The organism is Microbispora sp. NPDC088329, from assembly GCF_040685655.1.
Taxonomy (GTDB): domain Bacteria; phylum Actinomycetota; class Actinomycetes; order Streptosporangiales; family Streptosporangiaceae; genus Microbispora.
In genome coordinates, this window is sequence record NZ_JBFBIP010000023.1 from 62,275 (window position 1) to 87,666 (window position 25,392).

Annotated in this window: 29 protein-coding genes and 1 pseudogene; 18 read left to right on the forward strand and 12 right to left on the reverse strand. The window is 69.8% G+C overall.

Annotation, left to right across the window (positions count from 1 at the left end):
• Positions 1 to 140: 140 nt before the first annotated feature.
• On the reverse strand, positions 141 to 743 hold the full coding sequence (locus tag AB0O28_RS32315) for a GNAT family N-acetyltransferase (RefSeq protein WP_363646356.1): 603 nt from the start codon (positions 741 to 743) through the stop codon (positions 141 to 143).
• 38 nt (positions 744 to 781) lie between these two features.
• Complete coding sequence (locus tag AB0O28_RS32320) at positions 782 to 1,327, reverse strand: CGNR zinc finger domain-containing protein (RefSeq protein WP_363646357.1); 546 nt, start codon at positions 1,325 to 1,327, stop codon at positions 782 to 784.
• A 76-nt stretch (positions 1,328 to 1,403) separates the two neighbouring features.
• On the opposite strand from AB0O28_RS32320, the gene AB0O28_RS32325 reads away from it, so the two are divergent.
• Entirely contained in the window at positions 1,404 to 1,553 is a 150-nt protein-coding gene (locus tag AB0O28_RS32325) for a hypothetical protein (protein ID WP_363646358.1), read from the forward strand.
• A 9-nt stretch (positions 1,554 to 1,562) separates the two neighbouring features.
• Here the strand turns inward: AB0O28_RS32325 and AB0O28_RS32330 are convergent, their stop codons facing one another.
• Together AB0O28_RS32330 and AB0O28_RS32335 are read right to left on the reverse strand one after the other, a co-directional pair.
• The gene (locus tag AB0O28_RS32330) at positions 1,563 to 2,336 is read right to left on the reverse strand and encodes a hypothetical protein (RefSeq protein ID WP_363646359.1); all 774 of its coding nucleotides are present in this window, start codon (positions 2,334 to 2,336) and stop codon (positions 1,563 to 1,565) included.
• Between the two features lie 89 nt (positions 2,337 to 2,425).
• A complete protein-coding gene (locus tag AB0O28_RS32335; protein ID WP_363646360.1) occupies positions 2,426 to 3,838 on the reverse strand; it encodes a PLP-dependent aminotransferase family protein in 1,413 nt (470 codons plus the stop codon).
• Here AB0O28_RS32335 and AB0O28_RS32340 point away from each other — a divergent pair.
• Together AB0O28_RS32340 and AB0O28_RS32345 are read left to right on the forward strand one after the other, a co-directional pair.
• The gene (locus AB0O28_RS32340) at positions 3,837 to 4,775 is read left to right on the forward strand and encodes a DMT family transporter (protein WP_363646361.1); all 939 of its coding nucleotides are present in this window, start codon (positions 3,837 to 3,839) and stop codon (positions 4,773 to 4,775) included. The two genes, AB0O28_RS32335 and AB0O28_RS32340, sit on opposite strands and share 2 nt — an antisense overlap.
• An 81-nt stretch (positions 4,776 to 4,856) precedes the next feature.
• Positions 4,857 to 5,879, forward strand: coding sequence for a hypothetical protein (locus tag AB0O28_RS32345; RefSeq protein ID WP_363646362.1), 1,023 nt, complete (start codon positions 4,857 to 4,859; stop codon positions 5,877 to 5,879).
• A 15-nt stretch (positions 5,880 to 5,894) separates the two neighbouring features.
• On the opposite strand, the gene AB0O28_RS32350 is transcribed toward AB0O28_RS32345, so the two are convergent.
• Positions 5,895 to 6,794, reverse strand: coding sequence for a LysR family transcriptional regulator (locus tag AB0O28_RS32350; protein WP_363646363.1), 900 nt, complete (start codon positions 6,792 to 6,794; stop codon positions 5,895 to 5,897).
• Positions 6,795 to 6,865: 71 nt separating this feature from the next.
• Between AB0O28_RS32350 and AB0O28_RS32355 the strand changes: the two genes are divergently transcribed.
• From AB0O28_RS32355 to AB0O28_RS32385, 7 genes and pseudogenes are all read left to right on the forward strand, one after another.
• Complete coding sequence (locus tag AB0O28_RS32355; protein WP_363646364.1) at positions 6,866 to 7,732, forward strand: 4-hydroxy-tetrahydrodipicolinate synthase; 867 nt, start codon at positions 6,866 to 6,868, stop codon at positions 7,730 to 7,732.
• Between the two features lie 45 nt (positions 7,733 to 7,777).
• The gene (locus AB0O28_RS32360) at positions 7,778 to 8,263 is read left to right on the forward strand and encodes a MarR family winged helix-turn-helix transcriptional regulator (RefSeq protein WP_363646365.1); all 486 of its coding nucleotides are present in this window, start codon (positions 7,778 to 7,780) and stop codon (positions 8,261 to 8,263) included.
• A gap of 76 nt (positions 8,264 to 8,339) precedes the next feature.
• Positions 8,340 to 9,770, forward strand: a complete 1,431-nt coding sequence (locus AB0O28_RS32365) for an MFS transporter (RefSeq protein WP_363646366.1) — start codon at positions 8,340 to 8,342, stop codon at positions 9,768 to 9,770.
• A 147-nt stretch (positions 9,771 to 9,917) separates the two neighbouring features.
• Positions 9,918 to 10,055: pseudogene (locus AB0O28_RS32370) on the forward strand (ClpX C4-type zinc finger protein); the annotation flags it as partial.
• A 274-nt stretch (positions 10,056 to 10,329) separates the two neighbouring features.
• Positions 10,330 to 10,785, forward strand: coding sequence for a DUF6461 domain-containing protein (locus AB0O28_RS32375; protein ID WP_363646367.1), 456 nt, complete (start codon positions 10,330 to 10,332; stop codon positions 10,783 to 10,785).
• A gap of 24 nt (positions 10,786 to 10,809) precedes the next feature.
• On the forward strand, positions 10,810 to 10,959 hold the full coding sequence (locus AB0O28_RS32380) for a hypothetical protein (protein WP_363646368.1): 150 nt from the start codon (positions 10,810 to 10,812) through the stop codon (positions 10,957 to 10,959).
• Positions 10,960 to 11,047: 88 nt separating this feature from the next.
• Positions 11,048 to 11,860: a hypothetical protein gene (locus AB0O28_RS32385; RefSeq protein WP_363646369.1), complete on the forward strand. Its 813-nt coding sequence runs from the start codon at positions 11,048 to 11,050 to the stop codon at positions 11,858 to 11,860.
• An 83-nt stretch (positions 11,861 to 11,943) separates the two neighbouring features.
• Here AB0O28_RS32385 and AB0O28_RS32390 read toward each other — a convergent pair whose 3' ends face one another.
• The gene (locus AB0O28_RS32390) at positions 11,944 to 13,200 is read right to left on the reverse strand and encodes a trypsin-like serine protease (protein ID WP_363646370.1); all 1,257 of its coding nucleotides are present in this window, start codon (positions 13,198 to 13,200) and stop codon (positions 11,944 to 11,946) included.
• Between the two features lie 273 nt (positions 13,201 to 13,473).
• Between AB0O28_RS32390 and AB0O28_RS32395 the strand changes: the two genes are divergently transcribed.
• The 3 genes from AB0O28_RS32395 to AB0O28_RS32405 all read left to right on the forward strand — a co-directional run bounded on the left by AB0O28_RS32395 (position 13,474) and on the right by AB0O28_RS32405 (position 16,613).
• Positions 13,474 to 14,448: a GlxA family transcriptional regulator gene (locus AB0O28_RS32395; protein WP_363646371.1), complete on the forward strand. Its 975-nt coding sequence runs from the start codon at positions 13,474 to 13,476 to the stop codon at positions 14,446 to 14,448.
• Positions 14,445 to 15,068 (forward strand): DJ-1/PfpI family protein, encoded by a 624-nt coding sequence (locus AB0O28_RS32400; protein WP_363646372.1) that lies wholly within the window; start codon positions 14,445 to 14,447, stop codon positions 15,066 to 15,068. The genes AB0O28_RS32395 and AB0O28_RS32400 overlap by 4 nt, the downstream gene beginning before the upstream one ends.
• A gap of 288 nt (positions 15,069 to 15,356) precedes the next feature.
• Positions 15,357 to 16,613: a GAF domain-containing SpoIIE family protein phosphatase gene (locus AB0O28_RS32405; protein ID WP_363646373.1), complete on the forward strand. Its 1,257-nt coding sequence runs from the start codon at positions 15,357 to 15,359 to the stop codon at positions 16,611 to 16,613.
• Positions 16,614 to 16,751: 138 nt separating this feature from the next.
• On the opposite strand, the gene AB0O28_RS32410 is transcribed toward AB0O28_RS32405, so the two are convergent.
• Positions 16,752 to 17,234, reverse strand: coding sequence for a hypothetical protein (locus AB0O28_RS32410; RefSeq protein ID WP_363646374.1), 483 nt, complete (start codon positions 17,232 to 17,234; stop codon positions 16,752 to 16,754).
• 100 nt (positions 17,235 to 17,334) lie between these two features.
• Positions 17,335 to 17,745, reverse strand: a complete 411-nt coding sequence (locus AB0O28_RS32415; RefSeq protein WP_363646375.1) for a MarR family transcriptional regulator — start codon at positions 17,743 to 17,745, stop codon at positions 17,335 to 17,337.
• Positions 17,746 to 17,814: 69 nt separating this feature from the next.
• Between AB0O28_RS32415 and AB0O28_RS32420 the strand changes: the two genes are divergently transcribed.
• Positions 17,815 to 18,672 carry a class I SAM-dependent methyltransferase gene (locus AB0O28_RS32420; RefSeq protein ID WP_363646376.1) on the forward strand — a complete coding sequence of 286 codons (858 nt, stop codon included), beginning with the start codon at positions 17,815 to 17,817 and terminating at the stop codon, positions 18,670 to 18,672.
• 69 nt (positions 18,673 to 18,741) lie between these two features.
• Here AB0O28_RS32420 and AB0O28_RS32425 read toward each other — a convergent pair whose 3' ends face one another.
• The 4 genes from AB0O28_RS32425 to AB0O28_RS32440 all read right to left on the reverse strand — a co-directional run bounded on the left by AB0O28_RS32425 (position 18,742) and on the right by AB0O28_RS32440 (position 21,320).
• Entirely contained in the window at positions 18,742 to 19,110 is a 369-nt protein-coding gene (locus tag AB0O28_RS32425; RefSeq protein WP_363646419.1) for a winged helix-turn-helix domain-containing protein, read from the reverse strand.
• A gap of 163 nt (positions 19,111 to 19,273) precedes the next feature.
• The gene (locus AB0O28_RS32430) at positions 19,274 to 19,780 is read right to left on the reverse strand and encodes a GntR family transcriptional regulator (protein ID WP_363646377.1); all 507 of its coding nucleotides are present in this window, start codon (positions 19,778 to 19,780) and stop codon (positions 19,274 to 19,276) included.
• An 87-nt stretch (positions 19,781 to 19,867) separates the two neighbouring features.
• A complete protein-coding gene (gene radC / locus AB0O28_RS32435; protein WP_363646378.1) occupies positions 19,868 to 20,530 on the reverse strand; it encodes a DNA repair protein RadC in 663 nt (220 codons plus the stop codon).
• Between the two features lie 52 nt (positions 20,531 to 20,582).
• Positions 20,583 to 21,320, reverse strand: a complete 738-nt coding sequence (locus tag AB0O28_RS32440; RefSeq protein WP_363646379.1) for a GntR family transcriptional regulator — start codon at positions 21,318 to 21,320, stop codon at positions 20,583 to 20,585.
• Positions 21,321 to 21,541: 221 nt separating this feature from the next.
• On the opposite strand from AB0O28_RS32440, the gene AB0O28_RS32445 reads away from it, so the two are divergent.
• The 4 genes from AB0O28_RS32445 (at position 21,542) to AB0O28_RS32460 (ending at position 25,389) form a co-directional block, all read left to right on the forward strand.
• Positions 21,542 to 21,754, forward strand: coding sequence for a hypothetical protein (locus tag AB0O28_RS32445; protein ID WP_363646380.1), 213 nt, complete (start codon positions 21,542 to 21,544; stop codon positions 21,752 to 21,754).
• A 356-nt stretch (positions 21,755 to 22,110) separates the two neighbouring features.
• Complete coding sequence (gene dapA, locus AB0O28_RS32450; RefSeq protein ID WP_363646381.1) at positions 22,111 to 23,025, forward strand: 4-hydroxy-tetrahydrodipicolinate synthase; 915 nt, start codon at positions 22,111 to 22,113, stop codon at positions 23,023 to 23,025.
• A gap of 131 nt (positions 23,026 to 23,156) precedes the next feature.
• Positions 23,157 to 24,842, forward strand: a complete 1,686-nt coding sequence (locus AB0O28_RS32455) for a ribonuclease J (protein WP_363646382.1) — start codon at positions 23,157 to 23,159, stop codon at positions 24,840 to 24,842.
• Positions 24,843 to 24,891: 49 nt separating this feature from the next.
• Complete coding sequence (locus AB0O28_RS32460; RefSeq protein ID WP_363646383.1) at positions 24,892 to 25,389, forward strand: DUF402 domain-containing protein; 498 nt, start codon at positions 24,892 to 24,894, stop codon at positions 25,387 to 25,389.
• Positions 25,390 to 25,392 lie beyond the last annotated feature (3 nt).

Consider the following 25,392-nt stretch of genomic DNA (forward strand, 5'->3'; position numbering starts at 1 on the left):
TGACGGCGGGGTTGGCGGACGCGACGCCACCGGGGGCTGAACGCCATGCGGACGGGCAGCGGGGGAGGTGTGACCATGGTCCGGCGCGGGCTCGGTGAGCGGATGGCCGTGGTCAGGACGGCCCTCTCCGCGGCGGATTCTCAGCTGATGTCGGTGGTGAGGCGGATCATCCTGATCGGGCGGCCCATGTCGAGGACACGCTCGGCCTCGTCCTCGCCCCAGCCGGTCGACTCCAGGAAGCCGAGCATCGGATGGTTGTCGGCGAACACCCAGGTGACCACCGTGCTGTAGCCGTCCTCGCGCAGGTGGTCGACCGTGGCGTTGAGCAGCCTGCTGCCGTGCCCGCGCCTGATGTGGTTGGGATCGACGAGCAGCGTCATCAGCTCGGCCGTCGTGGCCGGGTGAAGGTCGGGATCCTCGGCGGGTCCGTGCGACGCCAGTCCCACGACCCGGTCGGAGGCGCGCTGCGCCGCCGTCGCCAGGATGCCGCCGGGCCCGAGCGCGGTGAACGCGTCGGTGTCGGGCACCACCCGCTCGACGGCGACGAGCAGGCGGTGACGCGGCGTGGGCGGCGAGAGGATCGCCTCCTCCCACTGGCGGCGCCACATCTTCTCCGCTGCCGGCCCGGTCATCTGCTCCAGCGGGATCGGTGGCAGGAAGTCGCGATAGACCGCCTTCCACGCCCGGATCTGGGTGCTGGTCACCGCGTCGACGTCCTCGAGGCGGGCAGCTCTAACACCCATTCGGCGGGCTCCTTTCTTAGCCTGTAACACCGTACTGGTCAGGAGGGCCTCGGCGTACCTTCCGCGTGGCGTCGTGCCCGATATGCCCGGGTTTTTGTGCGGTTTCCGCAGACGCGCATGGAGCACCAGGAGCGAGACCGGTTTTTTGAGGAGTCAATGAACGCCCATTGACAGGTGCTCTCGGCACAGACCTTCAGCCGCGGCCAGGTGCCGTCGGCGTGGGCGGCCGGGATCAGCGCCGCGAGCCGCGCCAGCCCGCCCGCCACTCCGGACGCCGTCGGCTCCAGCGCCGGCGTCCCGGCCGAGAGCGTCACACGTATCGGCAGTCCCGCCAGCGCCGCGTCCAGCCCCTCCGGCACCTCGTACGGACCCCCGTCGTGGTTGCCGCGCAGTGCGGCCCGCAGTCCCTCGCGCAGCTGGGCGGCCACGGCGAGGTCCTCGTCGGCGGCGCGGTCGTCGTCGCCGATCAGTCCCCGTTCGCGCAGCCAGACGGACAGGTCGGCCGGCGAGGCCAGTTCGTCGGCGTCTCCCTCGACGTCGTAGGTGTTCACGAAGTCGCGGAGCAGCTCCGCCGGGCCCGTCATGATCGATCACCCCTCGTGACCACTGTACGACAGTCGGAGGTCGCGGAATAACAACACCGCCATAGACGTTTCACTGGTGTTCGCCATTCCCGAGGGGGATCTCATGCGTTTCGGTTACCTGGCCTATCTGGCGCTGCGGAACAGCGAGCGCCGCGAGCGTCTGTCACGGCACGGCCGGCGGGAAGAGCTCCGGGAAGAGCGCCGCTCCGGCCGCGAGCGTCGCTGACCCGGGGACCTAGAGTCCGAGCCGCCGCACGGCGGTCCGCCAGTCCTTGGCGATCGCCTGCTGCGCCTTGGCGAGCGGCACCTCGCCGTGGCAGACGGCCCTCCACAGGGTGAGCTCGACCTTGTCCTTGTCGGCCGGGGTCTTCCCCTTGCCCGCCAGCACCGGCTGCGGCCAGAGGTTCTTCACGCTCTTCGGCGCCCCGCCGAGGGACAGCGGGATGAGGTGGTCCTCCTTGTAGTGCGACGGCTTCCTGTCCGTGTGGCCGTACTGGGCGATCTGCGTGAGACGCAGGGCGTTGGTGTAGCTCGCCGGGGGCGCGGCCTTCCTGCTGTATCCGGCCGTGCAGATCGTCGACGTGATCGTCGCCTGGGCGACCTTCGGGTCACGCGCTCCGGGCTGGCACTTCGGGTCCGGGAGAGGCAGATACTTCCGCGAGCACTTCGACCCCGTCGGCTTGGCCGTCGGTTTCGGGGTCGGCTTGAGCGTCGGTTTCGGGGTCGGTTTCGGGGCCTGGCCGGTGGAGGAACCGGCCGGCTTCCACCGCCAGTAGGAACCGTCCTGCACGCATCGGTAGGAGTCCCCGTCTTCCGCGTACCCGTTCTTGCCGTGGGCCGCCGCAGGGCAGAACGCGCCGGGCGTGACGCACTCCCAGTGGTCCCCGGCCTGGCGGTAGCAGCCCGAGGAAGCCGAGGCCGAGGCCGCCGTCGCGGCGGACGGGACGACGAGCAGGCCGGCCGTCGTGAGCACGGCGTATAACGCGATCAACAGAGAGCGGACGCGCACGATGTCTCCTCTGTGAAGGGGTTTTTACAGAAGAGAGACGGTTCTGACGGGTCGCAGGTTGACCCGTGGGGCTGATGCGGCTGCTGTGACTAGTCGCGCCCTGCTCGCGACGCGGCCAGGACCGGGCCGAGGCGGCGCACGCCCTCTTCGAGCTCGGACAGGCCGGCCGCGGCGGTGTGAGTCAGCCGCAGATGCGGGCCCGGAGGCTCGGAGGGGTAGTAGATGCGCCCCGGGCTCACCAGCACCCCCTGTGCCTGCGCCGCCTCGGCCACCTCCGTTTCGTCGGCGCCGGGCGGCAGCCGCACCCAGACGTGCAGGCCGCCGGAAGGCACCAGGTGCACCTCGGCGGCGGGCGCGTGCCGGGCGAGCCCCGCCAGCAGCGCCGCCTGCCGTACGCCGATCTCCTGGCGGACGGTGCCGAGGTGGCGCCGCCAGGCGGGAGAGCCGGCGAACTCGGCCGCCGTCTCCTGCAGGGGCCGGGCGACGAAGAACGACTCCACCACTTGGCAGGCCCGCAGCCGGTGCGCGGCCGGGCCCCGCGCGATCAGGCCCGCCACCCGCAGGCTGGGTGAGGTGATCTTGCTCAGTGACAGGACGTGGACCGCCGTGCCATGGGCGTCCATGGTCACCATCGGCGGCGGCACCGGGCCGGTGGCGAGGTATCGCGCGTAGTCATCCTCGATCACGAACGCTCCCGCCGCCCGGGCCACGGCCAGCACCTGCTGCCTGCGCTCGCGGGTCAGCGTCGCCCCGGTGGGATTGTGCAGCGTCGGCTGGCAGTAGAACACCCGCGCTCCCGTCATCGCGAACGCCTCAGCGAGCAGGTCGGGCCGTACCCCGTCGTGGTCGACCGGCACGGCGGCCGGCCGTAGTCCGGCCGCCGTGGCCGCCGCGAGCGCTCCCGGGTAGGTGGGGGTCTCGACGAGGATCGGCGCGCCGGGGGCCGCCAGCGCGCGGAACGCGAGGGTGAGCGCCGTCTGGCCGCCGCTCACGACGAGCACGTCGTTCTGCGTCACCGCGCCGCCGACCTCCGTGGCGAACCATCGGCGCAGCTCCGGCAGGCCGTTGAGCGGGGGCATGCTCCACGCCTCCGCCCGGCGTACGGCTCGCGCGGCCGCCGCGGCCAGCGCCGCGACCGGACGCAGCTCGGGATTGAGGTAACCGCCGGTGAGCGGCACGACGCCGTCGGCGGGCTGGGCCAGCAGGCCGGTCACCGCCGAGTCGTCCACCATCCGATCGCCCAGGGCCACGGTTTGCCACGACAGATCGGGCGCCTCGGCGACCGGCCGCCGGGCCGGCGCCACGAACACGCCCGCGCCGGGGCGGGTGACGACTCGTCCCTCGGCCGCAAGCTGCGCGATGGCCCGGGAGACCGTCACCGGGCCGACGCCGTGGCGGCGCATGATCTCCCTGCTGGACGGCAGCCGGTCGCCGGGCCGCGACCGTTCCGTCTCCTCCCGCAGGATCGCGGCGAGACGGGCGATACTGCTATCGTCTTGCATGAAAGCCGACAATAGCGCTATCGCCGTCCTTTCGATAGCGGACGACTCTCACCGCCGAGCATCGAGGGGCAGCCTCCTGGCCGGCGCGGGCGTCCTGTCGTTCTCGGGGTCGCTTCCCGCGACCGCGCTCGCGATGCGGGGGTTTGATCCGTACCTCGTCGCGATCGGGCGCGCGGTGCTCGCCGCGCTCGTCGCGGTGATCTGCCTCAGGGCCGCCGGGGCGCCGCTCCTGCCGCCCCGCGCGCACCTGCGGGCGTACGCGTTGATCGTGCTGGGTGTGGTGATCGGTTTCCCGCTGTTCAGCGGCCTGGCCCTGGCCGCCGGTGCCACCACGGCCCACTCGGCCGTGGTCGTCGGCCTGCTCCCGGCCGCCACGGCCGTGTTCGCGGTGCTGCGGGCGGGGGAGCGGCCGCGGCCCCTGTTCTGGACCGCCTGCGCGGCCGGGGCGTTGTCGATCACCGTCTTCACCCTGACCCGGGGGACCGGCCGCTTCGCCGGGGCGGACGTGCTGCTCGTTCTCGCCCTGCTGTCGGCCGCGGTCGGCTACACCGAGGGCGGGCGCCTGGCCCGCGAGACGCCCGGCTGGCGTGTCATCTCGTACGCCCTGGTGCTGGCGGCCCCGATCACCGTGCCGGTGACGGCCGTGCTGGCGGTCGTCACCCCCCTGGAGCCCTCGGCCGAGTCGCTGGCCGGATTCGCGTACGTCGGGCTGGTGTCGATGTTCCTCGGGTTCATCCCCTGGTACGCCGGGCTCGCGATGGGCGGGATCGCGCGCGCCGGGCAGATCCAGCTCGCGCAGCCGCTGCTCAACCTGGTGTGGGCGTGGCTGCTGCTGCATGAGGAGATCGGCGCCGCGACGATCGCGGCGGCCCTGGCCGTGCTCGTGTGTGTCGCCGTCACGCAGGCCAGCCGGAGGCGGCCCGGTGTGGGCACTTGATTGGTGTGACGGTAGAGCGCAGGATGGGGCTGATGCTGTTACATGGTGACGTGGATCACAAGCTGCGGGGATGGTGAGGCGATGTCGGACGTCGTGGTTCCTGAGGGTGGCTTCTGGCCGGCGCCCGAGATCCCGCAGCCCAACATCTACCCGATGGAGTGGCGGGTGGAGACCGCGAAGCTCGCGGCGATCTACGAGAAGTCCAAGCGCGTGGTCTGGAACCCCGCCGACCTGCCGTGGGACCTGCTCGACCCCGGGGAGTTCACGGCCGAGCAGCGGCTGGGGATCATGTACTGGTTCTCCGTGCTGGCCAACTTCGACGCCTCGGGCCCCGCCGTCTTCGCCCGCGCCACGATCCAGGCGTTCGAGAAGCACGAGGAGGATCCCGTACGCAAGTGCTTCTTCTCGATCACCCGGGACGAGATGAACCACGAGGAGTGCTGCCAGCGCGCCATCGCGCGGTTGTGGCCCGGCGGCCCGCTCGACTGGCAGCCCTCCACCGACCTGGAACGGGCGGCGCACAACAACATCGGCTGGCTCTACCACAACGGCGGCCGCTACTGGAACGGCTACAACGCGGCCGTGGGCAAGTACTCCCTCGCCGTGCTGTTCACGAGCTTCATGATGGGGGAGATGGCGGCCTCGACGCTGTTTCGCGGGATGGCCTCCGGCACCGAGCACCCCCTGTTCTCGGACATGTTCCACAAGATCGGCCGGGACGAGTCGCGGCACCTCCAGATCTGCATGACGATCCTGGAGAACGAGTGGCCCGGGCTCACCGACGACGTACGCGGCCTGATCACGCGGCAACTGCGCGCCGGGTTCGTGTTCCTGTCGATGATCCTGTGGGAGCCGCCCGAGGGATTCTGGGAGCTCCCGCCATACTTCCTGCACAACCACCGCGTGCTGATGGACCACGCGCGGGAGGCCGGCCTCGGCGTGCTGTCGTACGAGGAGCAGGCCGACAACTGGCGGCTGGCGATGGCCCGCGTCCGCGCGATCGTCGAGCGGTGGGGCATCGAGTTCCCCGCGATCCCCGAACTCGACATCGACGGCGTGGACGTCGACGTCATCGACCCGGAGGACATCATCCCGGTGTTCTGATCCCTGTCGAACGCTCTATTGGACGGCGGAACGCAGGGCCGAGATCAGGGCGACGACGGCGGGGTGACCACCGGCGCCGCGGCGGAAGGCGACAAGGGTGCGGCGCCGCATGGACAGCCCGGTCAGCGCGACGCCTTCGGGCGGGTCGGCGGCTCCCAGCTCCGGCACGAGCGCCACGCCCTGCCCGACGGCGACCATGGAAAGGACCGTGGCGAAGTCGTCGATGTGGTGGCGTTCGCGAGGGGAGAAGCCGGCCGCCTGGCAGGCGCGCACGGTCATCGCGTGACAGAGCGTGCCGGGAGTGGAGACGATCCACGGCGCGTCCCTGCAGGTGAGGAGCGTGGCCGCGTCCCCCTCGCCGCCGACGGGGCGGACGGTGGCCAGATACATGGGTTCGTCGAGGAGGGGGACGGCGTCCAGGGCGAGGTCGGGCTCGGCCGGGACGAAGTCGTACTCGTGGACCAGCGCCACGTCGAGCTCGCCGGCGCGCAGGCGCGGCGCGACCTCGGCCGGGTCGACCTCGTCCACCATCGGATCCAGGCCCGGGTGGCTGCGCGCGAGCGCCGCCAGGGCCGAGGGCAGGATGGCGCGGGTCGCCGTGGGAAACGCGCCGATCCGCACGGTCCCGGCCAGGTGGGTTCCGGACAGGTCCGTCCTGGCCGCGGCGAGCTCCGCCGCGGCCTGCTCCAGCCGTTCGAGCACGGCCTCCGCGTGCCGCACCAGCGCCACTCCGGCGGGGGTGAGCACGACCCGGCGTCCGGTGCGCTCCAGCAGCGCGACCCCCGCTTCGCGTTCCAACGCGGCGAGCTGCTGGGAGACGGCCGACGGGGTGAACGTCAGCGCCTCGGCCACCGCCGCGATCGTGCCCCGATAGGCGAGCTCACGAAGCAGGCGGAGCCTGCGGACATCGAGCATCAGTTCACCTTAATGGTTTCGACAGAAATGCGAACTGGACCTACACAGTTGCTCGCCGGAAGGATCGCGGTATGACTCTTTCCGGTATTCATGTCCCGCTGATCACGCCGTTCGCCGAGGACGGCGAGATCGCGTTCGACGCGCTCGAAGGCCTGGCTCGCGGCGTGCTCGACGACGGCGCGTCCGGGCTCGTCGCGCTCGGCACCACCGCCGAGGTCGCCACCCTGACCGAGGAGGAACGGCGCGCGGTGATCGAGATCTGCGGCCGGGTCTGCCGCGAGCGGGGCGCCACGCTCACCGTCGGCGCGGGGTCGGCCGACACGCGGAGCACGGCCGAGGCGCTGCGCGCCCTGAAGGGGGAGGCGGACGCGGCGCTGGTGACGGTTCCCGCGTTCGTCCGCCCGTCCGAGGCCGGAGTGCTCGCCCACTTCACCGCGCTGGCCGAGCAGACCCCGGTGCCGCTGGTGGTCTACAACATCCCGTATCGGACCGGGCAGTCCGTGGGCGCGGCCACGCTGCGCCGGCTGGGCGAGCTGCCCATGGTGGCCGGAGTCAAGCACGCGGTCGGCGGCGTCGACCTCGACACGGTCGCCCTGCTCGCCGACCCGCCGGCGGACTTCGCGGTGCTCGCCGGGGACGACCCGTTCCTGTCCGCGCTGCTCGCGCTGGGCGCCTCCGGCGGCATCCTCGCCTCCGCCCACCTGCGTACCGGCGAGTTCGTCGAGCTCTTCCGGGCGTGGCGGGCCGGAGAGGCCGAGCACGCCCGTGCCCTCGGTCACCGGCTGTCGCTCATGTCGGCGGCCATGTTCGCCGAGCCCAATCCGACCGTCCTGAAGGGCGTCCTGCACGCCCAGGGCCGCATTCCCACCGCCGCCGTACGGCTCCCGCTCGTCCCGGCGAGTCCGGCGTCGATCGAGGCGGCCCTGCGGACGCTGTGACCTTTGGAGATAATCCGCAACCGGACGAATTGGTAGCCTGGACGCATGACCGCCATGGCGCCCTCGCGTAACGAGCCCGACCTGTCCTTTCTGCTCGATCACACCAGTCACGTGCTGCGGACGCAGATGGCGGCGGGCCTCGCCGAGATCGGCCTGACGGCGCGTATGCACTGCGTGCTCGTCCATGCCCTGGAGGAGGAGCGTACGCAGATCCAGCTCGCCGAGCTCGGCGACATGGACAAGACCACGATGGTGGTCACCCTCGACGCCCTGGAGAAGGCCGGCCTCGCCGAGCGCCGCCCGTCCAGCACCGACCGGCGCGCCCGGATCGTCGCGGTCACCGAGAAGGGCGCGCAGGTGGCGAAGCGGAGCCAGGAGATCGTCGACGGGGTCCACAGGGCCGCCCTCGGGTCGCTGCCGGAGGAGGAGGCGGAGGTGCTCGTACGCGCGCTCAACCGGCTGGTCACGGGGCATCTGGCCGCTCCGGTGGAGGCGCCGCAGGTGGTTCGGCGGGCGCGTCAGCGCGGATGACCGGTCCATAAAGGATCGTCTACAACAAAACTATCTGATACGGTCCTTCTTGTTCCCATGAACAGGAGGCGACCCCATGTCGCGCATATCCCGATCCCGTTGGCTCGTGCTGGGCGTGCTGTCCGCCACGATGCTGATGACGGTCCTCGACGGCAGCATCGTGACCGTGGCCATGCCCGCCATCCAGCGGGATCTCGGCTTCGCGCCCGCCGAGCTGAGCTGGACCGTGAACGCCTACCTCATCGCGTACGGCGGACTGCTCCTGCTGGCCGGCCGGCTGGGCGACCTGATCGGCCGCCGGGCCATGTTCCTTGCGGGCAACGTCGTCTTCACCGCCGCGTCCCTGCTGGCCGGAGCCGCCACGGGGCCGGGGACGCTGATCGGCGCCCGGTTCCTCCAGGGCGTCGGCAGCGCCATGGCCTCGGCGGTCGTGCTCGGAATCCTGGTGACGACCTTCACGGAGGCGGGGGAGCGGGCGAAGGCGATCGGCGTCTTCAGCTTCACCGGCGCCGCCGGGGCGTCGCTGGGCGCGGTGCTCGGCGGAGTCCTCACCGACGCGCTGGGCTGGAACTACATCTTCCTCATCAATGTGCCGATCGGCGTGGCCACGATCGTGCTGGCGCTCCGGGCGCTGCCCGCCGAGCGGGGGCTCGGGCTGTCGGCGGGCGCGGACGGATTGGGCGCCCTGCTGGTCACGGCCGGTCTCATGCTGGGCATCTACGCCGTGGTCCAGATCGAGCGGTATGGCATGCGCTCCCTGTGGTTCGGCGCGGTGTCGCTCGTGCTGCTGGCCGCGTTCCTCGTCCGCCAGGCGACCGCCCGGACCCCGCTCATGCCGCTGCGGATCCTCCGCTCGCGTTCTGTCGCCGGGGCCAACCTGGTGCAGATCCTGACGGTGGGTGCGATGTTCGCCTTCCAGGTCGTCGTGGCACTGTTCATGCAGCAGGTGCTCCGATATGACGCGCTCGGCACCGGCCTGGCCATGCTTCCGGCGGCGGTGTCCATCGCAGGCGTGTCGCTGTTCGTGTCCCCGCGGCTGAGCACCCGCTTCGGCGCGCGTGCCGTGCTGCTGGGCGGCCTGGTGCTCCTGATCGGCGCGATGGCCTGGCTCGCCCGCGTCCCTGTCGACGCCCGCTATGTGACCGACCTGCTCCCCGTGATGGTGCTCATCATGGGCGGAGGCCTGGTGCTTCCGGCGCTGACCGCGCTCGGCATGTCCGGCGCCCGTCCCGACGACGCGGGCCTGGTCTCGGGGTTCTTCAACACGACCCAGCAGGTCGGGATGGCCGTCGGCGTCGCGCTGCTGTCCACGCTGGCCGCCTCCCGCACGGAGGGGCTGCTGGCGGGCGGCGCGGGCGAGGCGGTCGCGCTGACCGGCGGCTACCGACTGGCCTTCACGGTCTCCCTCGTCCTGCTGGTCAGCGCCCTCGTGGCCGCGTACGTCATCCTGCGACGGCCCCGGGCCGACGTGGAACAGACGGCGGAGCTCCAGCCAGAACGGGTCTGAGAACCACGACCCGGGGCTCTGGTGACACCGGGTCCGGGCGCGGGACAAGGACGATTTCCCGATGATCAATTGTCAGGCTGTTCCTGACGATCTAGCCTGGAGTTGGACGTCAGGAACAGCCTGACACATGATCTCCCGGAGGGCGACATGCCGGCTCCTTCTCTGCAGGAACAGGACATCCGCTGCTCGTTTTGCTCGAAGTCCAAGAACGACGTGACCAAGATGATCGCCGGTGCCGGCGTCTACATCTGCAACGAGTGCGTCGGGCTCTGCGCCGAGATCCTGGCGGCGGAGTCCGTCGGGACTCCGGAGATTTCCTACACCGAGAGCATGACCGTCGAGCAGATCCTGGAGCTCCTTCCGCGCGTCGCCGAGGTGGGCGCGCGGGTCGAGGACAGCCTGCGGGTCTGGGTGCATCGGGCGCGCGACCGCGGCGCCACCTGGGCCAGGATCGGCGCCGCGCTCGGCATGACCCGCCAGTCCGCCTGGGAGAGGTTCTCCGGCGAGGAGTGACGCTCGCTCAGGGGGATTGTCGGTGCGGCCTGCCACGATGGCCCGCATGACGGCGACCGACCCTTTGGTTCCGTTTCAGTGGCTGAACGCTCCCGAGGTTGAGGGAGGCGTCCGCCGGCTGGGCGTGATCTTCAGCGTGGCCTTCTTCCGCGGGCTCGACCCGGCGGAGGTGGTGCGCCGCTTCAGCCGCGGCACGGACTCCGGCCAGGAGTCGGACTTCGACGCGCTCGACGACAAGGTGTACGAGTTCCTCGAGGAGACGGACGGCGGAGACGGCGGCGGTCACGTGGGCGTCTTCCGGGCCGGCGAGTGGTGTGTGGCCATCGAGCCCTTCGGCTGGATGGTCACGCTCGATGTGGTGCTGCCCAGGCTGTCGCGGGGCTGCGAGGTGGTGGGGGTGAGCCGGCACGACTACGCCGCCGAGCACGGCTTCGAGTACGCGATCGACGGCACGATCGTCACCGGCTACAGGCTGAGGCACCCGTACGAGCGGTACGGCTAAGATCCCGACCGGCTCAACGGCCTGATGCGCGAGCTGGGCATGGGACTGGACAGGCCGGAGGACGGTGATGCGCGGGACGCCGCCTGGGCGGACGACTACGACACCGCGGTGCCGAGGCGCTTCGCCCTGGCACCGCAACGACCGACGGAGTTCGCCCCGACGGGGATCGGGTGAATGGGAGCGCGTGACGCTGGACCCCCGGTTGTGATGCACATACTGTGCTATTTGACGGCTGATCAGCACATCCGAAGGCGAGGCCGGAATGCGTCCCGTGATGGTGTGTTTGACGCTGGCCGCTCTGTTGTCGGTCTCCGCCTGCTCGGGGGGCGGCTCTGAACGAAACGGCGCGTCGGACGACTCGGTGAAACGCGCCGTCGCCGGGTGGGGGGAATTCCCGGCTGAACGTCATCCTCGTCCCATTGTTCTCCTGGACGCCCTTCCTGCGACGAGCGGACCAGCCAAAGGTGTGAATCGCGCCGAAACATCCATTCCGCTTCCGACCAAGAACCCGGGGACCACCGTTGTCGCGCTCAGCGACGGAGACGCACCTCTCGAGCAGATCTCCGCGGCCGAGGCGTTCGGCGGATTGGCGGCACATGTCGCCAGAACTCCCGGCGAGCCGAAGCCGATCCGGATAGTCGGCAGCCGATACGGTGTGCGGGAATGGGCTACGGATCGCGGTTCGGCGAAGCTCCCCACCTGGACGTTCTTCACCGACTCCGGTGGAACGGCCGAGTGGCCGGCACTCGCCCCCGGCGCGTTCTGGAAGCTGGGCGAGCTGCGCTCCTCCGTATCCGTGCAGGTGACATCCGCCGGTCCGGAGCAGACCAGCCTGTCCGCGACCATGCTGGGGCCCGCGTCCGATTGCGGCGATGACAAATCCCAGGTCGACCTGCTGCGATACGAGTCCGAGTCGGCGGTGCTGATCGGTCTGCGGGAGGCCGGTCCCATCCGTAACGACTGCGATCAGAACGCCCTCGGCCGCACGAGCGAGCGCGTGATTCGGCTCGGCAAGCCGCTCGGTGGACGCGTCATCATCGATCCTCATGGCGACCCGATCCCAGTCCGGCAGTGAGCGGTCTTCTCCGGGGTGTGGCAGGAAGAAACAGGAGCGGCGGCGCCCGCCGTGACGGGTGAGGCCGCCGCTCCCTCAGGTGATCACCCGGTGTGGATCGTCACCGAGAAGTCTTGGAAGGCTGTGACGACGTCCTGGAAGATAAGGCCGTCGCTGCCGCGACGTCCCGAGATCACTCCGTTCGCGATGACGGTGTTGCCGGCCGGAGTGAAAACGGGCCCTCCGCTGTCACCCTTGATGGACCCCGGAAGCCCGTTGTACTGAATGGCTACGAACAGGTCGTTGTAACATTCGTAGGCGCCGAAGGCGTCGTAGCCACAGTAGCTTTCCTGACCGTTCGTGGCGACCTGATAGTTGCACACGGCGCCACTGACCGCTCCCGACTGGCACAGCCACTGGCCGTAATACACGTTGCCGTATCCGGCGATGCTCTTGCTGAACTCGGGGGTGGTGTTGGTGCCGCCGGGGACACCCCCGTCGTAAATCTGGTTGCCGACGTGATCCGGGGCATCGATGAGCAGCAGGTCGTGGCCCTGGTTCTCGCCGACCACGCGGCCGATCGAGCGTGACCTGTTGCCGTTGCGCCAGTTCTCGTACGGGCGGCCGCAGTGGCCCGCCGTGAGGATGTAGTGATAATTGGAGTTACTCGTCGAGTGGACGGGCCAGCCGGCCGTGCATCTCGCCCCGGTGTCGTCCGACACTATTTGTGCGCCGCCCCACCACGGAGGGCTGTCTATCGCGCGGCTGGCGAACTCTCCGCGGGGTGCCTGCTGCACGACCGTCGGCACCTGGGCGTCGAGTTTCGGATAGGTGGAGGTGAGGCCGGCCTTGTTCTCCCCCGAATCGGTCAGCGCATACAGCCCGCTGCTGTCCGGCTGGATGCCCAGCGCGTGGATCGGCCCCCCCGGATTCTTGGAGAGCTCCTCCCGCAGGGGCGCCGCGGCGGCCTGGAGCTCGGCCAGGGAGTACTTCGCGGGCGACACACGCACCGGGGAATAGGCCTTCGCGCTGCTCAGCGCTCCACGGATCGCCGCAGGGGGCTCGCCCTTCCACCAGACCTGCACGAAGCCGTCGTCGAGTTTCAGGCCCGCGAACCCGCGATCCTTCTTGTCGCTTCTGACCGCGTCCATAATGCGGTCGGCGGCTTTTATCAGCGGCTCCTGGGCCACCATGCGTTGTTTTGCCTCGGGCGTCAGGTAGCTGAACGGCTCCTTCTCCACCTGGGTTCCCGCTTTCGTGGCGGGTGAAGGCTCGGTCACATCGGCCCGGACGGATGGAGTGAGTATCGACGCCGACAGGGCGATCGTCAGCGCAGAAATCGATATCACGCGTAAGCGCAAGTCGCTCTCCTTTCCTCGTGGTTATGGCCGAAAAGGAGTAGATCATGGTTGATTTGCAGGGTCAATGAACGGTTTGACAACTTCCGGTAATCGATGCGACTTGACCTCGCCCGGTGACTGACAATTACCGCGACCAAGCATTACTTCTGCTGTTCGCCGTGACCGTGTGGCCGGTCGGTGAGCGCGTGAATCTTTCTTGAGCAGGCGCGATGGCGTAATGTGCAATATCTGTGTCGTTGACGCCGTGAAGTCCTGATCGGAAGCATTGGGGCCATGCAGCGACGCGTGGTCATCGTGATCTTCGATGGCTTCCAGATGTTCGATCTCGCCGGGCCGGCCGACGTGTTCACCACGGCGAACCTGCTCGCGCCCGACCCCGGCTACCGCGTCGAGGTGACGGCCGTGCGCGCCGGGGCCGTACGGGCGCAGAACGGGATCGCGACGCTCGCGGAGACTCCGCTGGCCGAGGTCGCGGGGCCGATCGACACGCTGCTGCTCGTGGGCGGGCTGTCGGTGCCGGAGCACCTGCGCGATCGAGAGCTGGTCGCGGGTGTCACCCGGCTGGCGGCCGGGGCCCGGCGCGTCGCCTCCGTCTGCAACGGGAGCTTCCTCCTCGCGGAGGCCGGGCTGCTGGGCGGCAGGCGTGCGACCACCCACTGGCTGGTCGCGCGGGAGATGGCCGACCGCTATCCGGACGTCGAGGTGGACGCCGATCCCATCTACGTCCGCGACGGGAACGTCTGGACCTCGGCAGGGGTCAGCTCGGGAGTGGACCTCGCCCTGGCGCTCGTGGCCGACGACCACGGCCACGCGCTCGCCAGGAACGTCGCGCGGGGGCTCGTCGTGTACCTGCACCGTCCGGGCGGGCAGAGCCAGTTCAGCGCCCCCATGCGGGCCGCCGTCCCACGCGCCGAGCCGCTGCGCGAGATACAGGCGTTCATCGACGCCAACCCGGCCGAGGACCTGAGCGTGCCCGCGCTGGCCCGGCGGGCGGGGATGAGCGAGCGGCACTTCTCCCGCGTCTTCACCGAGCAGACCGGGGTCTCACCCGGCAGGTACGTCGAACGCAGCAGGGCCGACGCCGCGCGGCGGCTGCTGGAGACCACCGCCCATCCCCTGGACAGGGTGGCCAGGGAGGCCGGACTCGGTGCTCCCGAGACCCTCTATCGCGTCTTCCGCCGCCATTGGCGCGTCTCACCCGGCGACTACCGCCGCCGGTTCCGATCGAAGGAAAGCAGCAGATCATGAACATCGCCATCCCCCTCTATCCTCGGTTCACCGCGCTCGACGCCGTCGGGCCGTACACGGTGCTGGCCTTCGCCCCCGGCTGCACGGTCACGTTCGTCGCGGCCGAGCCCGGGCCGGTGCTCGACGACAGGGGAAGCCTTAGCCTCGCGGCCACCGCGTCGTACGGCGACCTGCCCACGCCGGACGTCATCGTCGTGCCGGGAGGTCCCGGGACGATCGAGGCGTTGTCCGACGCGGAGCTGCTGGGCTGGATCGCGCGGGCCCACGAGCGGACGCGGTGGACCACCTCGGTGTGCAGCGGCGCGTTCCTGCTGGGCGCGGCGGGGCTGCTGAAGGGCCGGAAGGCGACCACGCACTGGGGGTGGCTGGACCAGCTCGCCGGATTCGGCGCCGAGCCGGTGAGCGAGCGCGTGGTGATCGACGGCAAGATCGTGACGGCGGCGGGCGTCTCGTCGGGCATCGACATGGCCTTGACGTTGCTGGCCGCGATGCGGGACGAGGAGACGGCGCAGGCGGTGCAGCTCGCGATCGAGTACGACCCGAGGCCGCCCTTTGCGGCCGGCAGCCCGAAGACCGCCCCGGTGGGCCTGAGCGAGAAGGCGTTGGCCCTCATCAACTGAGCCTGTGCAACTGACGGGCTTCGGGCGGGCGCAGGCCGCGGATGATACGTAGATGGGCGCTTTCTCACCGGACGACCCGGTGGTTGCCGACCGCATCCGGTGGGCTCGAAGGCGCTGCCGGGCGCTGGTCCGCGCATGTCCAACGCGTTAGCCGTGCGTGAACCGGGGCCGGGTAGCGTCGGGAATGTGCCGTCAGCGCATGGACCGGCAAGGGCCTCACGGCCGCCCCCGTGGCCCTTCCTGGAGATCGTTCCGCCTCGCCCCAGAAGCAGTCAGTGAGGCCGGCGGGTGAACGGGTGTGATGCCACCGGGCGCATCTGGGGCGGGCTGGTGCGCGACCATCATCTGACGCCACTGGACGACCTGGCGTCCTCGGTCATCGAGCACGTCAGGCCGCTCGGCTTCACCGAGATCATGCTCTACGTGGCCAGCCTGCGGCCGCTGTATCTCGTGCCGCTGCCCGGACAGTGTGACGCGTACGGGGAGCCGCTGAACCGCGTCGCCATCGACACGACCCTGGCCGGTCGCGCCTACCGCAACCTGGAGATCGTCCAGGCGCGTCCCGCCACCGATCCGTACGTCGCCGAAGCCGCGGAGCCGCTCGGCAGTGAAGGGCCGCGGCGTTTGTGGGTGCCGATGCTGAACGGCACGGAACGCGTGGGCGTGCTCGGGGTGACCGTGCCCGTGGTCGACGAGGCCACCGAGCAGATCGCGACCGAGCTGGGCAGCCTGGTCGCGCTCCTGGTGGTGAGCAAGCGGGCCTACAGCGACGCTTTCGTGCGGCTGGTGCGCACCGAGGAGATGCACCTGTCGGCCGAGATGCTGTGGACCCTGCTGCCGATCAGGAACTTCGCCACCGACACGATGACGGTCAGCGCCGCGCTGGAGCCGGCCTATGACGTCGGGGGAGACGCCTTCGACTACGCCCTCGACGGCGCCACTCTCCACATCGGCATCTTCGACGCCATGGGGCACGACACCTCGGCCGGTCTGACCGCAGCCATCGCCCTGAGCGCCTACCGCAACAGCCGGCGCCGGCGCCGCTTCGGGCTGCTCGAGATCAGCGACACGATCGACGAGGCGATCGCCGGGCAGTTCGCCACGTCCCGGTTCGCCACCGGAGTCCTCGCCGACCTCGACTTGCGGACCGGATGGCTGACCTGGGTGAACCGGGGCCATCCACCGCCGCTGGTCCTGCGGCAGGGGCGGGTGGCCTCCGCACTGGACAGCCCACCGGACACCCCGATGGGTTTTCGCCTCGGCCCGGCCACCGTGCTCGCGCGGCGCCAGCTGGAGCCCGGCGACCGGCTGCTGTTCTACACCGACGGCATCGTCGAGGCGCGGACCCCGGACGGGGAGAGGTTCGGGCTGGACCGTTTCGCCGACTTCGTCATCCGCAAGGAGATCGACAACGTCTCCGCCCCGGAGACGCTGCGCCGCCTGATCCACTCGATCCTCTCCTACCAGCGCGGCCAGCTGCAGGACGATGCCACGGTGATGCTGGTCGAGTGGCGCACCGAACGGCATTACCAGCTCACATTGTGAGGTCACGTCGTGCGCCGGTCGCTGCGCGGGCCGTTCGGGTTCCGGCCGTACGGCCGGTGGTGCGCGTGCTCGCCGGGCGACTCCCGTCGTGCCCGAGGAAGCGCGGAGGGGAAGTGGGGAGTCGCCCGACGTTCGCGGCTACGCGTCGAGGCCCTCGCTCTTGGCGATCACACGAGCGAGCTTGTGGGAGAACTCCTCCCGCCACGCCTTCTGCTGCCGGACCTCATCGAGCACGACGGCGAAAGCGGCGCGGAACTCCTCCAACGTCTCGCGGATCTCCTCCTGCCCCTTGCGGAGCTCGTCCTGGCCGGTCCGGAGGTCGTCCGTGATGGCGCGCAACTCCTCCTGTCCCGTGCGCAGGCCGGCTGTGATGGTGCGGAGCTCGTCCTGTCCCGTGCGCAGGTCGGCTGTGATGGTGCGGAGCTCGTCCTGTCCCGTGCGCAGGTCGGCTGTGATGGTGCGGAGCTCGTCCTGCCCCTTGCGTAGCTCGTGCTGCCCCGTGCGCAGATCGCTCATCTGCTCACCGCACTTGATCAGCATGGCGTTCTGCAGCCGGACATCGCTCCTGATATCGGTGATCTCCTGCTCTATGGCGTCGATGCGTTCCTCGGTCTGTGGCATGCCCGACAGGATAGGGATGTAAGGGTGATCACGCACGGTGAAATCGCGATCGCTTTGCGCTTTGATCCTGTCGTTCGGGCCTACCGGATCCGGCCGGGCGTCACAACAGGAGGTCGGCCAACTCCTCCAGCAACTCGGTCGCCCGGCGGGCCTGAGCGGGGTCGGTGACGGTGTGGGCGATGACCTGGCGGATGTCACGGGCTGCGCGACGAGTGATCGCCTCCAGGGCTTCGTCGGCGATGGTGACCCGTGTGCGCCGCCCGTCGTCCGGGTCGGTCGCGGCTTTCACCAGCCCACGCGATTTGAGGCGCGACACCGACGTGGACACGTGACTCTGTACGAACCCTGTCCGTTGGTGGATCTCGCTGATCGAGCTGGCGGGGTGCTTGATCACATCCTCCAGGACGGCGGCCTCCCCGGGGGTGAGCGACAGGTCGTCGTCCTCGCCGGTGACCTGCGAGGACAGTTCGATGAGGCGCTTGCCCAATCGGTGCAGTCGTCCGCCGTCCATACGCCGCAGATTACATCGTGCGCGAATCATCTCTAACGATGTATCGTTGGCGATGAAAAGAGGAGGCTTATGAACCCGCAAGGTGTGCTGAAGGGCGTGGCGAAGACGGCCCTGGGGATGGCAGTGGTGAGGGCCCACGAGAGCCTCAGGGGCGACCGCCTGTTCGACGACCCGTACGCCCAGAGATTTCTGGACGCCGCGCCGGGGGCGTTCCCCGGGCAGTCCGCCTCCGCCGAAGACCTCGCCGCGATGGGGCCGTCGGCCTCCCTGGGAGCGTTGTTCGCCTTCCACGGCGTACTGCGCACGCGGTTCTTCGACGATTGTCTGCTCGCCGCGACGGCCGCCGGTTGTCAGCAGGTGGTTCTGCTTGCCGCAGGGCTCGACGCCCGTGCCTTCCGGCTGTCGTGGCCGGACGGAGTGAGAGTCTTCGAGCTCGACCTCCCGGAGGTGTTCGCGTTCAAGGAGGCGGTGCTGGACGGACTGGGCGCGATGCCCGCGTGCGAGCGCAGAACCGTTCCGGTCGATCTGCGCGCCGGCTGGGCGGGCCGGCTGGTCGCCGCCGGGTTCGACCGCGCCGTACCGGCCGCGTGGCTCGCCGAAGGACTGCTGCTCTACCTGACGGCCGACGAGGTGACGCGTCTACTGTCCGAAGTCGGCGAACTCTCCACGCCGGGCAGTCGACTCGCCTTCGAGCACGGCGGCATCGCCGATCCCGCGGTTCTCGCTCAGGCTCGCGGTATGCCGACGCTGGACGAGTACACCCCACTGTGGAGAGGAGGACTGGGCGAAGACGCCCCCGGCCGGCTCGGCCGGAACGGCTGGCGGCCGCACATCCACGATCGCGCCGAACTCGCCGCCTCCTATGGCCGTCCCATCCCGGGACCGTCGGGCGGAGGTTTCCTCACCGCCACCCGTACGGGCCGCTGACCATTTCCGGGAACCCGCCGCTTCGTCTCGTGCCCACCGCGCTCGCCGTGCTCGTCCGCTCGCGGTTCCTCAGTTCCGTGGCCAGTTGCCGGGCGGCGACACATAGGTCCCGCGTTGGGGAACGGTGTAGACCCAGCCTTCCTCTCGAAGTACGGCTATGGCTCGTCGCACGGTTTCGCGGGCTACGCCATGTCGCTGCACCAGGGTCGCCTCGCTCGGTACCGAACGGCGGGGTGCCAGGCTGCCCTGTCGTATCGGCTCGACAATCTCCTGGGCGATCTGCCGGTAAGCAGGGGTCGAGCGAGGTGCTGCAGCTACTGCGTCGGAGTCGCCGGCGAATGTCCCCCGGCCGTGGACCGTGTATACGAGTCCGTCATCCCGGAGTCGCCGCAGGGCCCGGCGTGCGGTGGTGCGCGCGACGGCGAACTCGCGCTGAATGGCCGCCTCGCTGGGAACGGGTGAGCCGGGGGGAGGTCTTCGATCCGCCGACGAAGGATCTCGGTCACCTGAAGGTAGAGATGCGTGTCGCCGTCGTGGTCGAGCACGCCACTACGTTAGGAGCCGGACGCCCCGGTGCGACGCGTCTTCTTGAATCGCGTAGTCAGTCCTGCGGCCAGTTACCCGGAGATGACACATAAGTGCCGCGATGGGGGACGGTGAAGACGTAGCCCTGGTCCCGGAGGAAGCCGACGGCCAGTCGCACGGTCACCTTGGCCACGCCGTACTGCTTCATAAGTGCCTTTTCGCTGGGGATGGCGCGGTTCGGCTTGAACTCCTGTCGTCGGATGCGCTGCGCGACCTCTTCGGCGATCTCCTGGTAGAGGGGTTTCTTCCGGCGCACACGCGGAGCGGCCTGATCGCCGACGAAGGTGCCCTCGCCCTGAACCGTGTAGACGAGGCCCTGCTCGCGTAGCTCCCGGGCAACCCGGCGTGCCGTTGTCCTCGCTATGCCGTACTCGACCTCGAGCTGCGCCTCGCTCGGCATTGGATTGCCGGGGGCCAGTTCGCCGCTGTCGATGCGTTCTCGAAGGATCTCGGCGATCTGCTTGTAGACAGGTACGGGTCCATCTCGATCGAGCACGCTCAAACCATAGACCGAAACAGACATCTTCGCACAAAATGCTACAGCTTAAGGCCCTGGCGCATACGGGTAGGTAGACCGGCAGTGACGCTAGAACTTATAGTGACGATTCTGCTACTCATCGTGCGGCACTCGGCGCCAGGCGGTGTCGGTGACGATCACGTGGTCGAGGAAGCGGAGGCCGACGGTGTCGGCGGCCTCGTGGAGGCGGGCCGTGACCTCGACGTCGGCGGGGCTGGGGTCGAGCGATCCGCTCGGGTGGTTGTGGGCGAGGCCGAAGGCGGCCCCGCCGGAGAGGAGGACGGTCGTGACGATGTCGCGGACGGGTGCCGGGGTGTGGTCGCTGCCGCCCTCGGTGACCACGGTCCGGCGCAGCACGGCGCCACGGCCGTCGCACACGACCACGACGAGCCGCTCGCGCGGCTGTCCGTGGAGCAGGGGAGCGACAGCCGAAGCGATGTCGGCCGAGCAGGTGATCCGGCTTCGCTCCGGCTCCGCCTGGGCCCGCCGTACGAGGTGGAACGCGGCCGCCACGCGGGCCGCCTTGGCGGGGCCCACGCCGGGGACGGCGAGCAGCCGATGGGCCTCGGAGCGGGCCAGCTCTCCGAGGTCGCCGCAGTGGGCGATGAGCTGGGAGGCGAGTTCGACGGCGCTCACGCCCCTGCTGCCCGAGCCGAGCAGCAGGGCGAGCAACTCCCTGTCGGCGAGCGCCGTGGCTCCCGACGCCAGCAGCCGCTCACGCGGCTGGTCGGCCAGGGGCATGTCCTTGACGCGCATCGGCACCTCCGGAGGGGGGATCCGGATCGGTTGTACCAGTGGGCACCGACAGTCAAAGGAGGCTGGGGATGCCGTAGACCAGGCGGAACCGGTCACCGGGCACCACGGCGTCGCTCGTCTCCACCGGACGCTCCCCGGCCCAGTACGTGCGCTCGATCTGAAGCACCTGGACGCCGGCGGGGAGCTCCAGCAGGTCGCTCTCGGTCGGCTGGGGGACACGGATGAGCACGGTCTCGCTGATCTCGGTGAGCGGCAGGCCGCTCGCCGCGAGGCGGAAGGCCGCGCTCCTGCGTTCGTACGTGCCTTCCTCGAGCGCCTGGCTCTGCCCGGGCTCGACCGGTTCGTACGAGGTGAGCAACTGCACCGGGCGGCCGTCGCCGCGGAAGACGTAACGGGTCCTGATCACCGGGCTGCACTCGCCGACGCGCAGCCGGTGGGCGATGTCCGGAGGGGCGTCGGCGAGCTCGCTGCGCCAGCTCCAGCTGGGTTGCCGTCCGCCCGCCTGCATGTCGCTGGCGAAGGCGGCGTGCGGTTCGGGGAGGCGGCTGCGGTGGAGCGGGAGCAGGATCGGTTTCTCCCGCACCCGGTGCCCGGAGCCCACCCGGCCGATGATGAGGCCCTCCTGGGCGAGCACGCGCAGCGCGTGGCGGGCGGCCGTCTCTCCGACGCTGTACTTCCTGGTTATCTGGTGCCGCGAGGGGATCGGTGCGCCCGGGGGGAGCGTGCCGTCGACGATCTGGCGGCGAATGTCCTCGACTACGCGCAGGTAGACCGGATCAGAGTTTGCCATCAATCCATCCCTGAGGGGGTGACGGGTCTTCCAAATCTTGGCGTATTCGCCGGGCAACCGAGAGTGACGGAGATGGCCTGTGACTCCAACTTTGCCTGCCGAAAGGGCTGCTAATGGGTGATTGTGCCGCTAAGCGGCCAGGTGCCGATATTCCCCTCCCGCCCCCCTATCACGGCATCCATGCCAGCCCTCCTCGGGACGGTCATAAGAGGATCAATTGGTTGAAAGCCGTCAACCGTAGCGATCGCGTACGCGTACGAAGGCACACGTGTGAATGCAAGGCGACGATCTACGAGCTGTGCTCGGCGGGCGGGCTGCTGTTCATCCGGCGGACGAAACGGGGTAAGAAGATGGAGATCCACGAGACCGAGCGGCTCGTCGCCGCGCGGATGGAGGAGCTGTGGGTGAGGCTCCTCTCGGGGGAGGTCAACTGACCGCCCCGCGTCGTCCGCCGAGTCCCGTCACCGACCCCCGGACCGGCCGCCATCCCCGGACCGTTCGCCGAATGCCGAGCCTGCCATCCGGGCGATCGCCCGCCGGCGGCCGTGACTGACGGCGGTGCTCAGGGACGGGCAAAAGCCGCGGTTCGCGGCCTTCCGGAAAAATTTCGCCAGAGGCGTGTAACGTCCGCGTAAGGCGCGGCGATTCCCGGTTAGAGGTCGCTGATGTGTGTACCCCCGAGCACATATCGGCGGCCTCTTCCGCTGTCTGGCGGCGCCCGCGGGGCGGTACTGGACATAACGGGGTGGCGAGGTCCATCACTCCTGCGGATCCGGGTACCGTTCGGTCTATGGCATCGCCTACTGGAACCTCCGACGCCCCCTTCGGCCGCACGCTGACCGCCATGGTCACACCGTTCACTTCCGACGGCGCCGTGGACTATGAGGGCGTCCAGCGGATCGCCGCTTATCTCGTCGACGAGCAGCGCAACGACGGCCTGGTGGTCAGCGGCACCACGGGGGAGTCCCCCACCACCTCGGACGAGGAGAAGGACCGCGTTCTGCGCGCGGTCGTCGAGGCCGTGGGCGACCGGGCCACCGTCGTGGCCGGTGCCGGCACCAACGACACGCGGCACAGCGTCGAGCTGGCCCGGGCCGCCGAACGCGCGGGCGCCCACGGCCTTCTGGTGGTCACCCCGTACTACAACAAACCGCCGCAGGAGGGTTTGCTCCGGCACTTCACCGCCGTAGCGGACGCGACCGGTCTTCCAGTGATGCTGTACGACATCCCCGGGCGCGCGGGCGTGCCCATCACGACCGAGACCCTGTTCCGGCTGGCCGAGCACCCGCGCATCACCGCGGTCAAGGACGCCAAGGGCGACCTGTTCGCGAGCTCGCAGGTGATGGCCTCCACGGACCTTGTCTTCTACTCCGGGGACGACGCGCTGAACCTGGCGTGGCTCTCGGTCGGCGCGGTGGGGTACGTCAGCGTGGTGGGCCATGTGGCCGGCGCCGAGCTGGCCTCGATGGCCGACTCCTACCGGTCCGGTGACGTCGCGAACGCCCTGGCCGTCCACCGCCGGCTGCTTCCGGTGGTCTCGGCGATCATGACCCGCACCCAGGGGGCGATCATGGTGAAGGCCGCGCTGAAGCTGGTGGGCCAGGACGCGGGCTACGTCCGGCCGCCGCTCGTGGACGCCACGCAGGAGCAGATCGCAGCGCTTCGTGAGGACCTCATCACGGGAGGTCTCAAGCTTGTGGATTAGATCAACAGATGGAGCCGAATGAGCGACTTGACCAGAAGAAACGAAGATAGGGGACCGCGCGTGGGCGGCTCCCGGCCTCAGAACGGGGGCGGCGAGCGGCACGGGTCGGAGCACGGGGCGGAGGGAGCGGCATGAGTCATCCGCATCCCGAGCTCGGCTCGCCTCCGCCGCCGCCGGAGAACGGCCTGCGCATCGTCGCGCTGGGCGGTCTCGGCGAGATCGGCCGCAACATGGCGGTGTTCGAGTACGACGGCCGTCTGCTCGTGGTGGACTGCGGTGTGCTGTTCCCCGAGCCGGACCAGCCGGGCGTCGACCTCATCCTGCCCGACTTCGACTACATCCGGGGGCGGCTCGACGACATCGAGGCGCTCGTGCTCACGCACGCCCACGAGGACCACATCGGCGCGGTGCCGTACCTGCTGCGCGAGCGGCGCGACATTCCGATCGTCGGCTCCCGGCTGACACTCGGGCTCATCGAGAGCAAGCTGACCGAGCACCGGATGCAGCCGGTCAAGGTCGAGGTGATCGAGGGCGAACGGCGCTCGTTCGGGCCGTTCGAGTGCGAGTTCGTCTCGGTCAACCACTCGATCCCCGACGCGCTGGCCGTGGCGATCCGCACCCCTGCGGGCCTCGTCCTGCACACCGGCGACTTCAAGATGGACCAGCTTCCGCTGGACGGGCGGCTGACCGACCTCGGGGCGTTCGCCCGCCTCGGGGCCGAGGGCGTCGACCTGCTGATGTCCGACTCCACCAACTCGGAGGTGCCGGGCTTCGTCACCAGCGAGCGGGAGATCGCGCCGGTCATCGACGACGTCTTCCGCAGCGCGTCCAAGCGGATCATCGTGGCGAGCTTCGCCTCGCACATCCACCGCGTCCAGCAGATCATGGACGCGGCCGAGAAGCACGGCCGCAAGGTCGCGCTCATCGGCAGGTCGATGGTCCGCAACATGGGTGTGGCGCGCGAACTCGGCTACCTGAAGGTGCCCGGGGGCCTGCTCGTGGACTCCCGGGAGATCGAGGAGTGGCCGCCGGAGGACGTGGTGCTGATCTGCACCGGTTCCCAGGGCGAGCCGATGGCGGCGCTGTCGCGCATGGCCAACCGCGACCACCCGATCAGGATCGCCGAGGGCGACACCGTTCTGCTCGCCTCGTCGCTGGTGCCGGGCAACGAGACGGCGGTCAGCAAGGTCATCAACGGCCTCAACCGCTGGGGCGCGCGGGTGGTCCACAAGGGCAACGCGCGGGTGCACGTCTCCGGCCACGCCGCCGCGGGCGAGCTGCTGTACGTGCTCAATCTCACCAAGCCGTCCAACTTCATGCCCGTGCACGGCGAGTGGCGGCACCTGCGGGCGCACGCCGCGCTGGCCGAGCTGACCGGCGTCCCCCGGGAGAACATCGTGATCGCCGAGGACGGCGTGGTCGTCGACCTCGTCGACGGCCAGGCGAGGATCACCGGCGCGGTCCCGTGCGGGTACGTCTTCGTGGACGGCACCTCGGTGGGCGACATCACCGACGTGGCGCTCAAGGACCGGCGCATCCTGGGCGACGAGGGGTTCATCTCCATCGTCGTCGTCGTGGACTCCACGACCGGGAAGCTCACCGGCGGGCCGGAGATCACCGCTCGCGGCTCGGGCATCGACCCCGACGCGTTCGACGCGGTCGTCCCGCAGATCGAGGCCGCGTTGCAGGAGGTCGCCGCGTCCGGAGTGGCCGACGAGATGCAGATCCGCCGGACCATCCGGCGTACGGTGGGCCGCTGGGTGAGCGACACCTACCGTCGCCGCCCGATGATCATCCCGGTGGTCGTCGAGGTCTGACCGGTAATTCCGTTGTACTCGGAGACGGGCGTGGCGTAGCGTCCCGCCCGTGTCCGAGGTAATGATCATCTACCGCAAGTACGGCGGGTCGCTGCACTGGCACCACCCGGCCCGCCTGCTGGGCGAGGACGAGCACGGCACGTGGGCCGGCTGCCCTTCGGGGACCGTGACTCAGCGGGGACACGACCCCAAGACGGTTCTGCCCTGCGCGTCGGTCATGTTGTTCCCCCGGAACGCGTGGTGGACGGCCACGTTCAACGCCGCGCCGAACAGATGCGCGATCTACTGCGACATCACGACGGTGCCGGTCCGGCGCGACGGCCGGATCACCATGGCCGACCTCGACCTCGACGTGCTCCGCATGCGCGACGGCCGGCTGATCCTGGACGACGAGGACGAGTTCGCCGTGCACCAGGTGCGGTACGCGTACCCGGAGGAGATCATCCGGCAGGCGGAGCGGTCGGCCGCCTGGCTGATGGAGGCCGTGGGCGCGCGTACCGGCCCCTTCCGCGGCGCGCACGACCACTGGCTGACCCAGGTGACGTAAGCG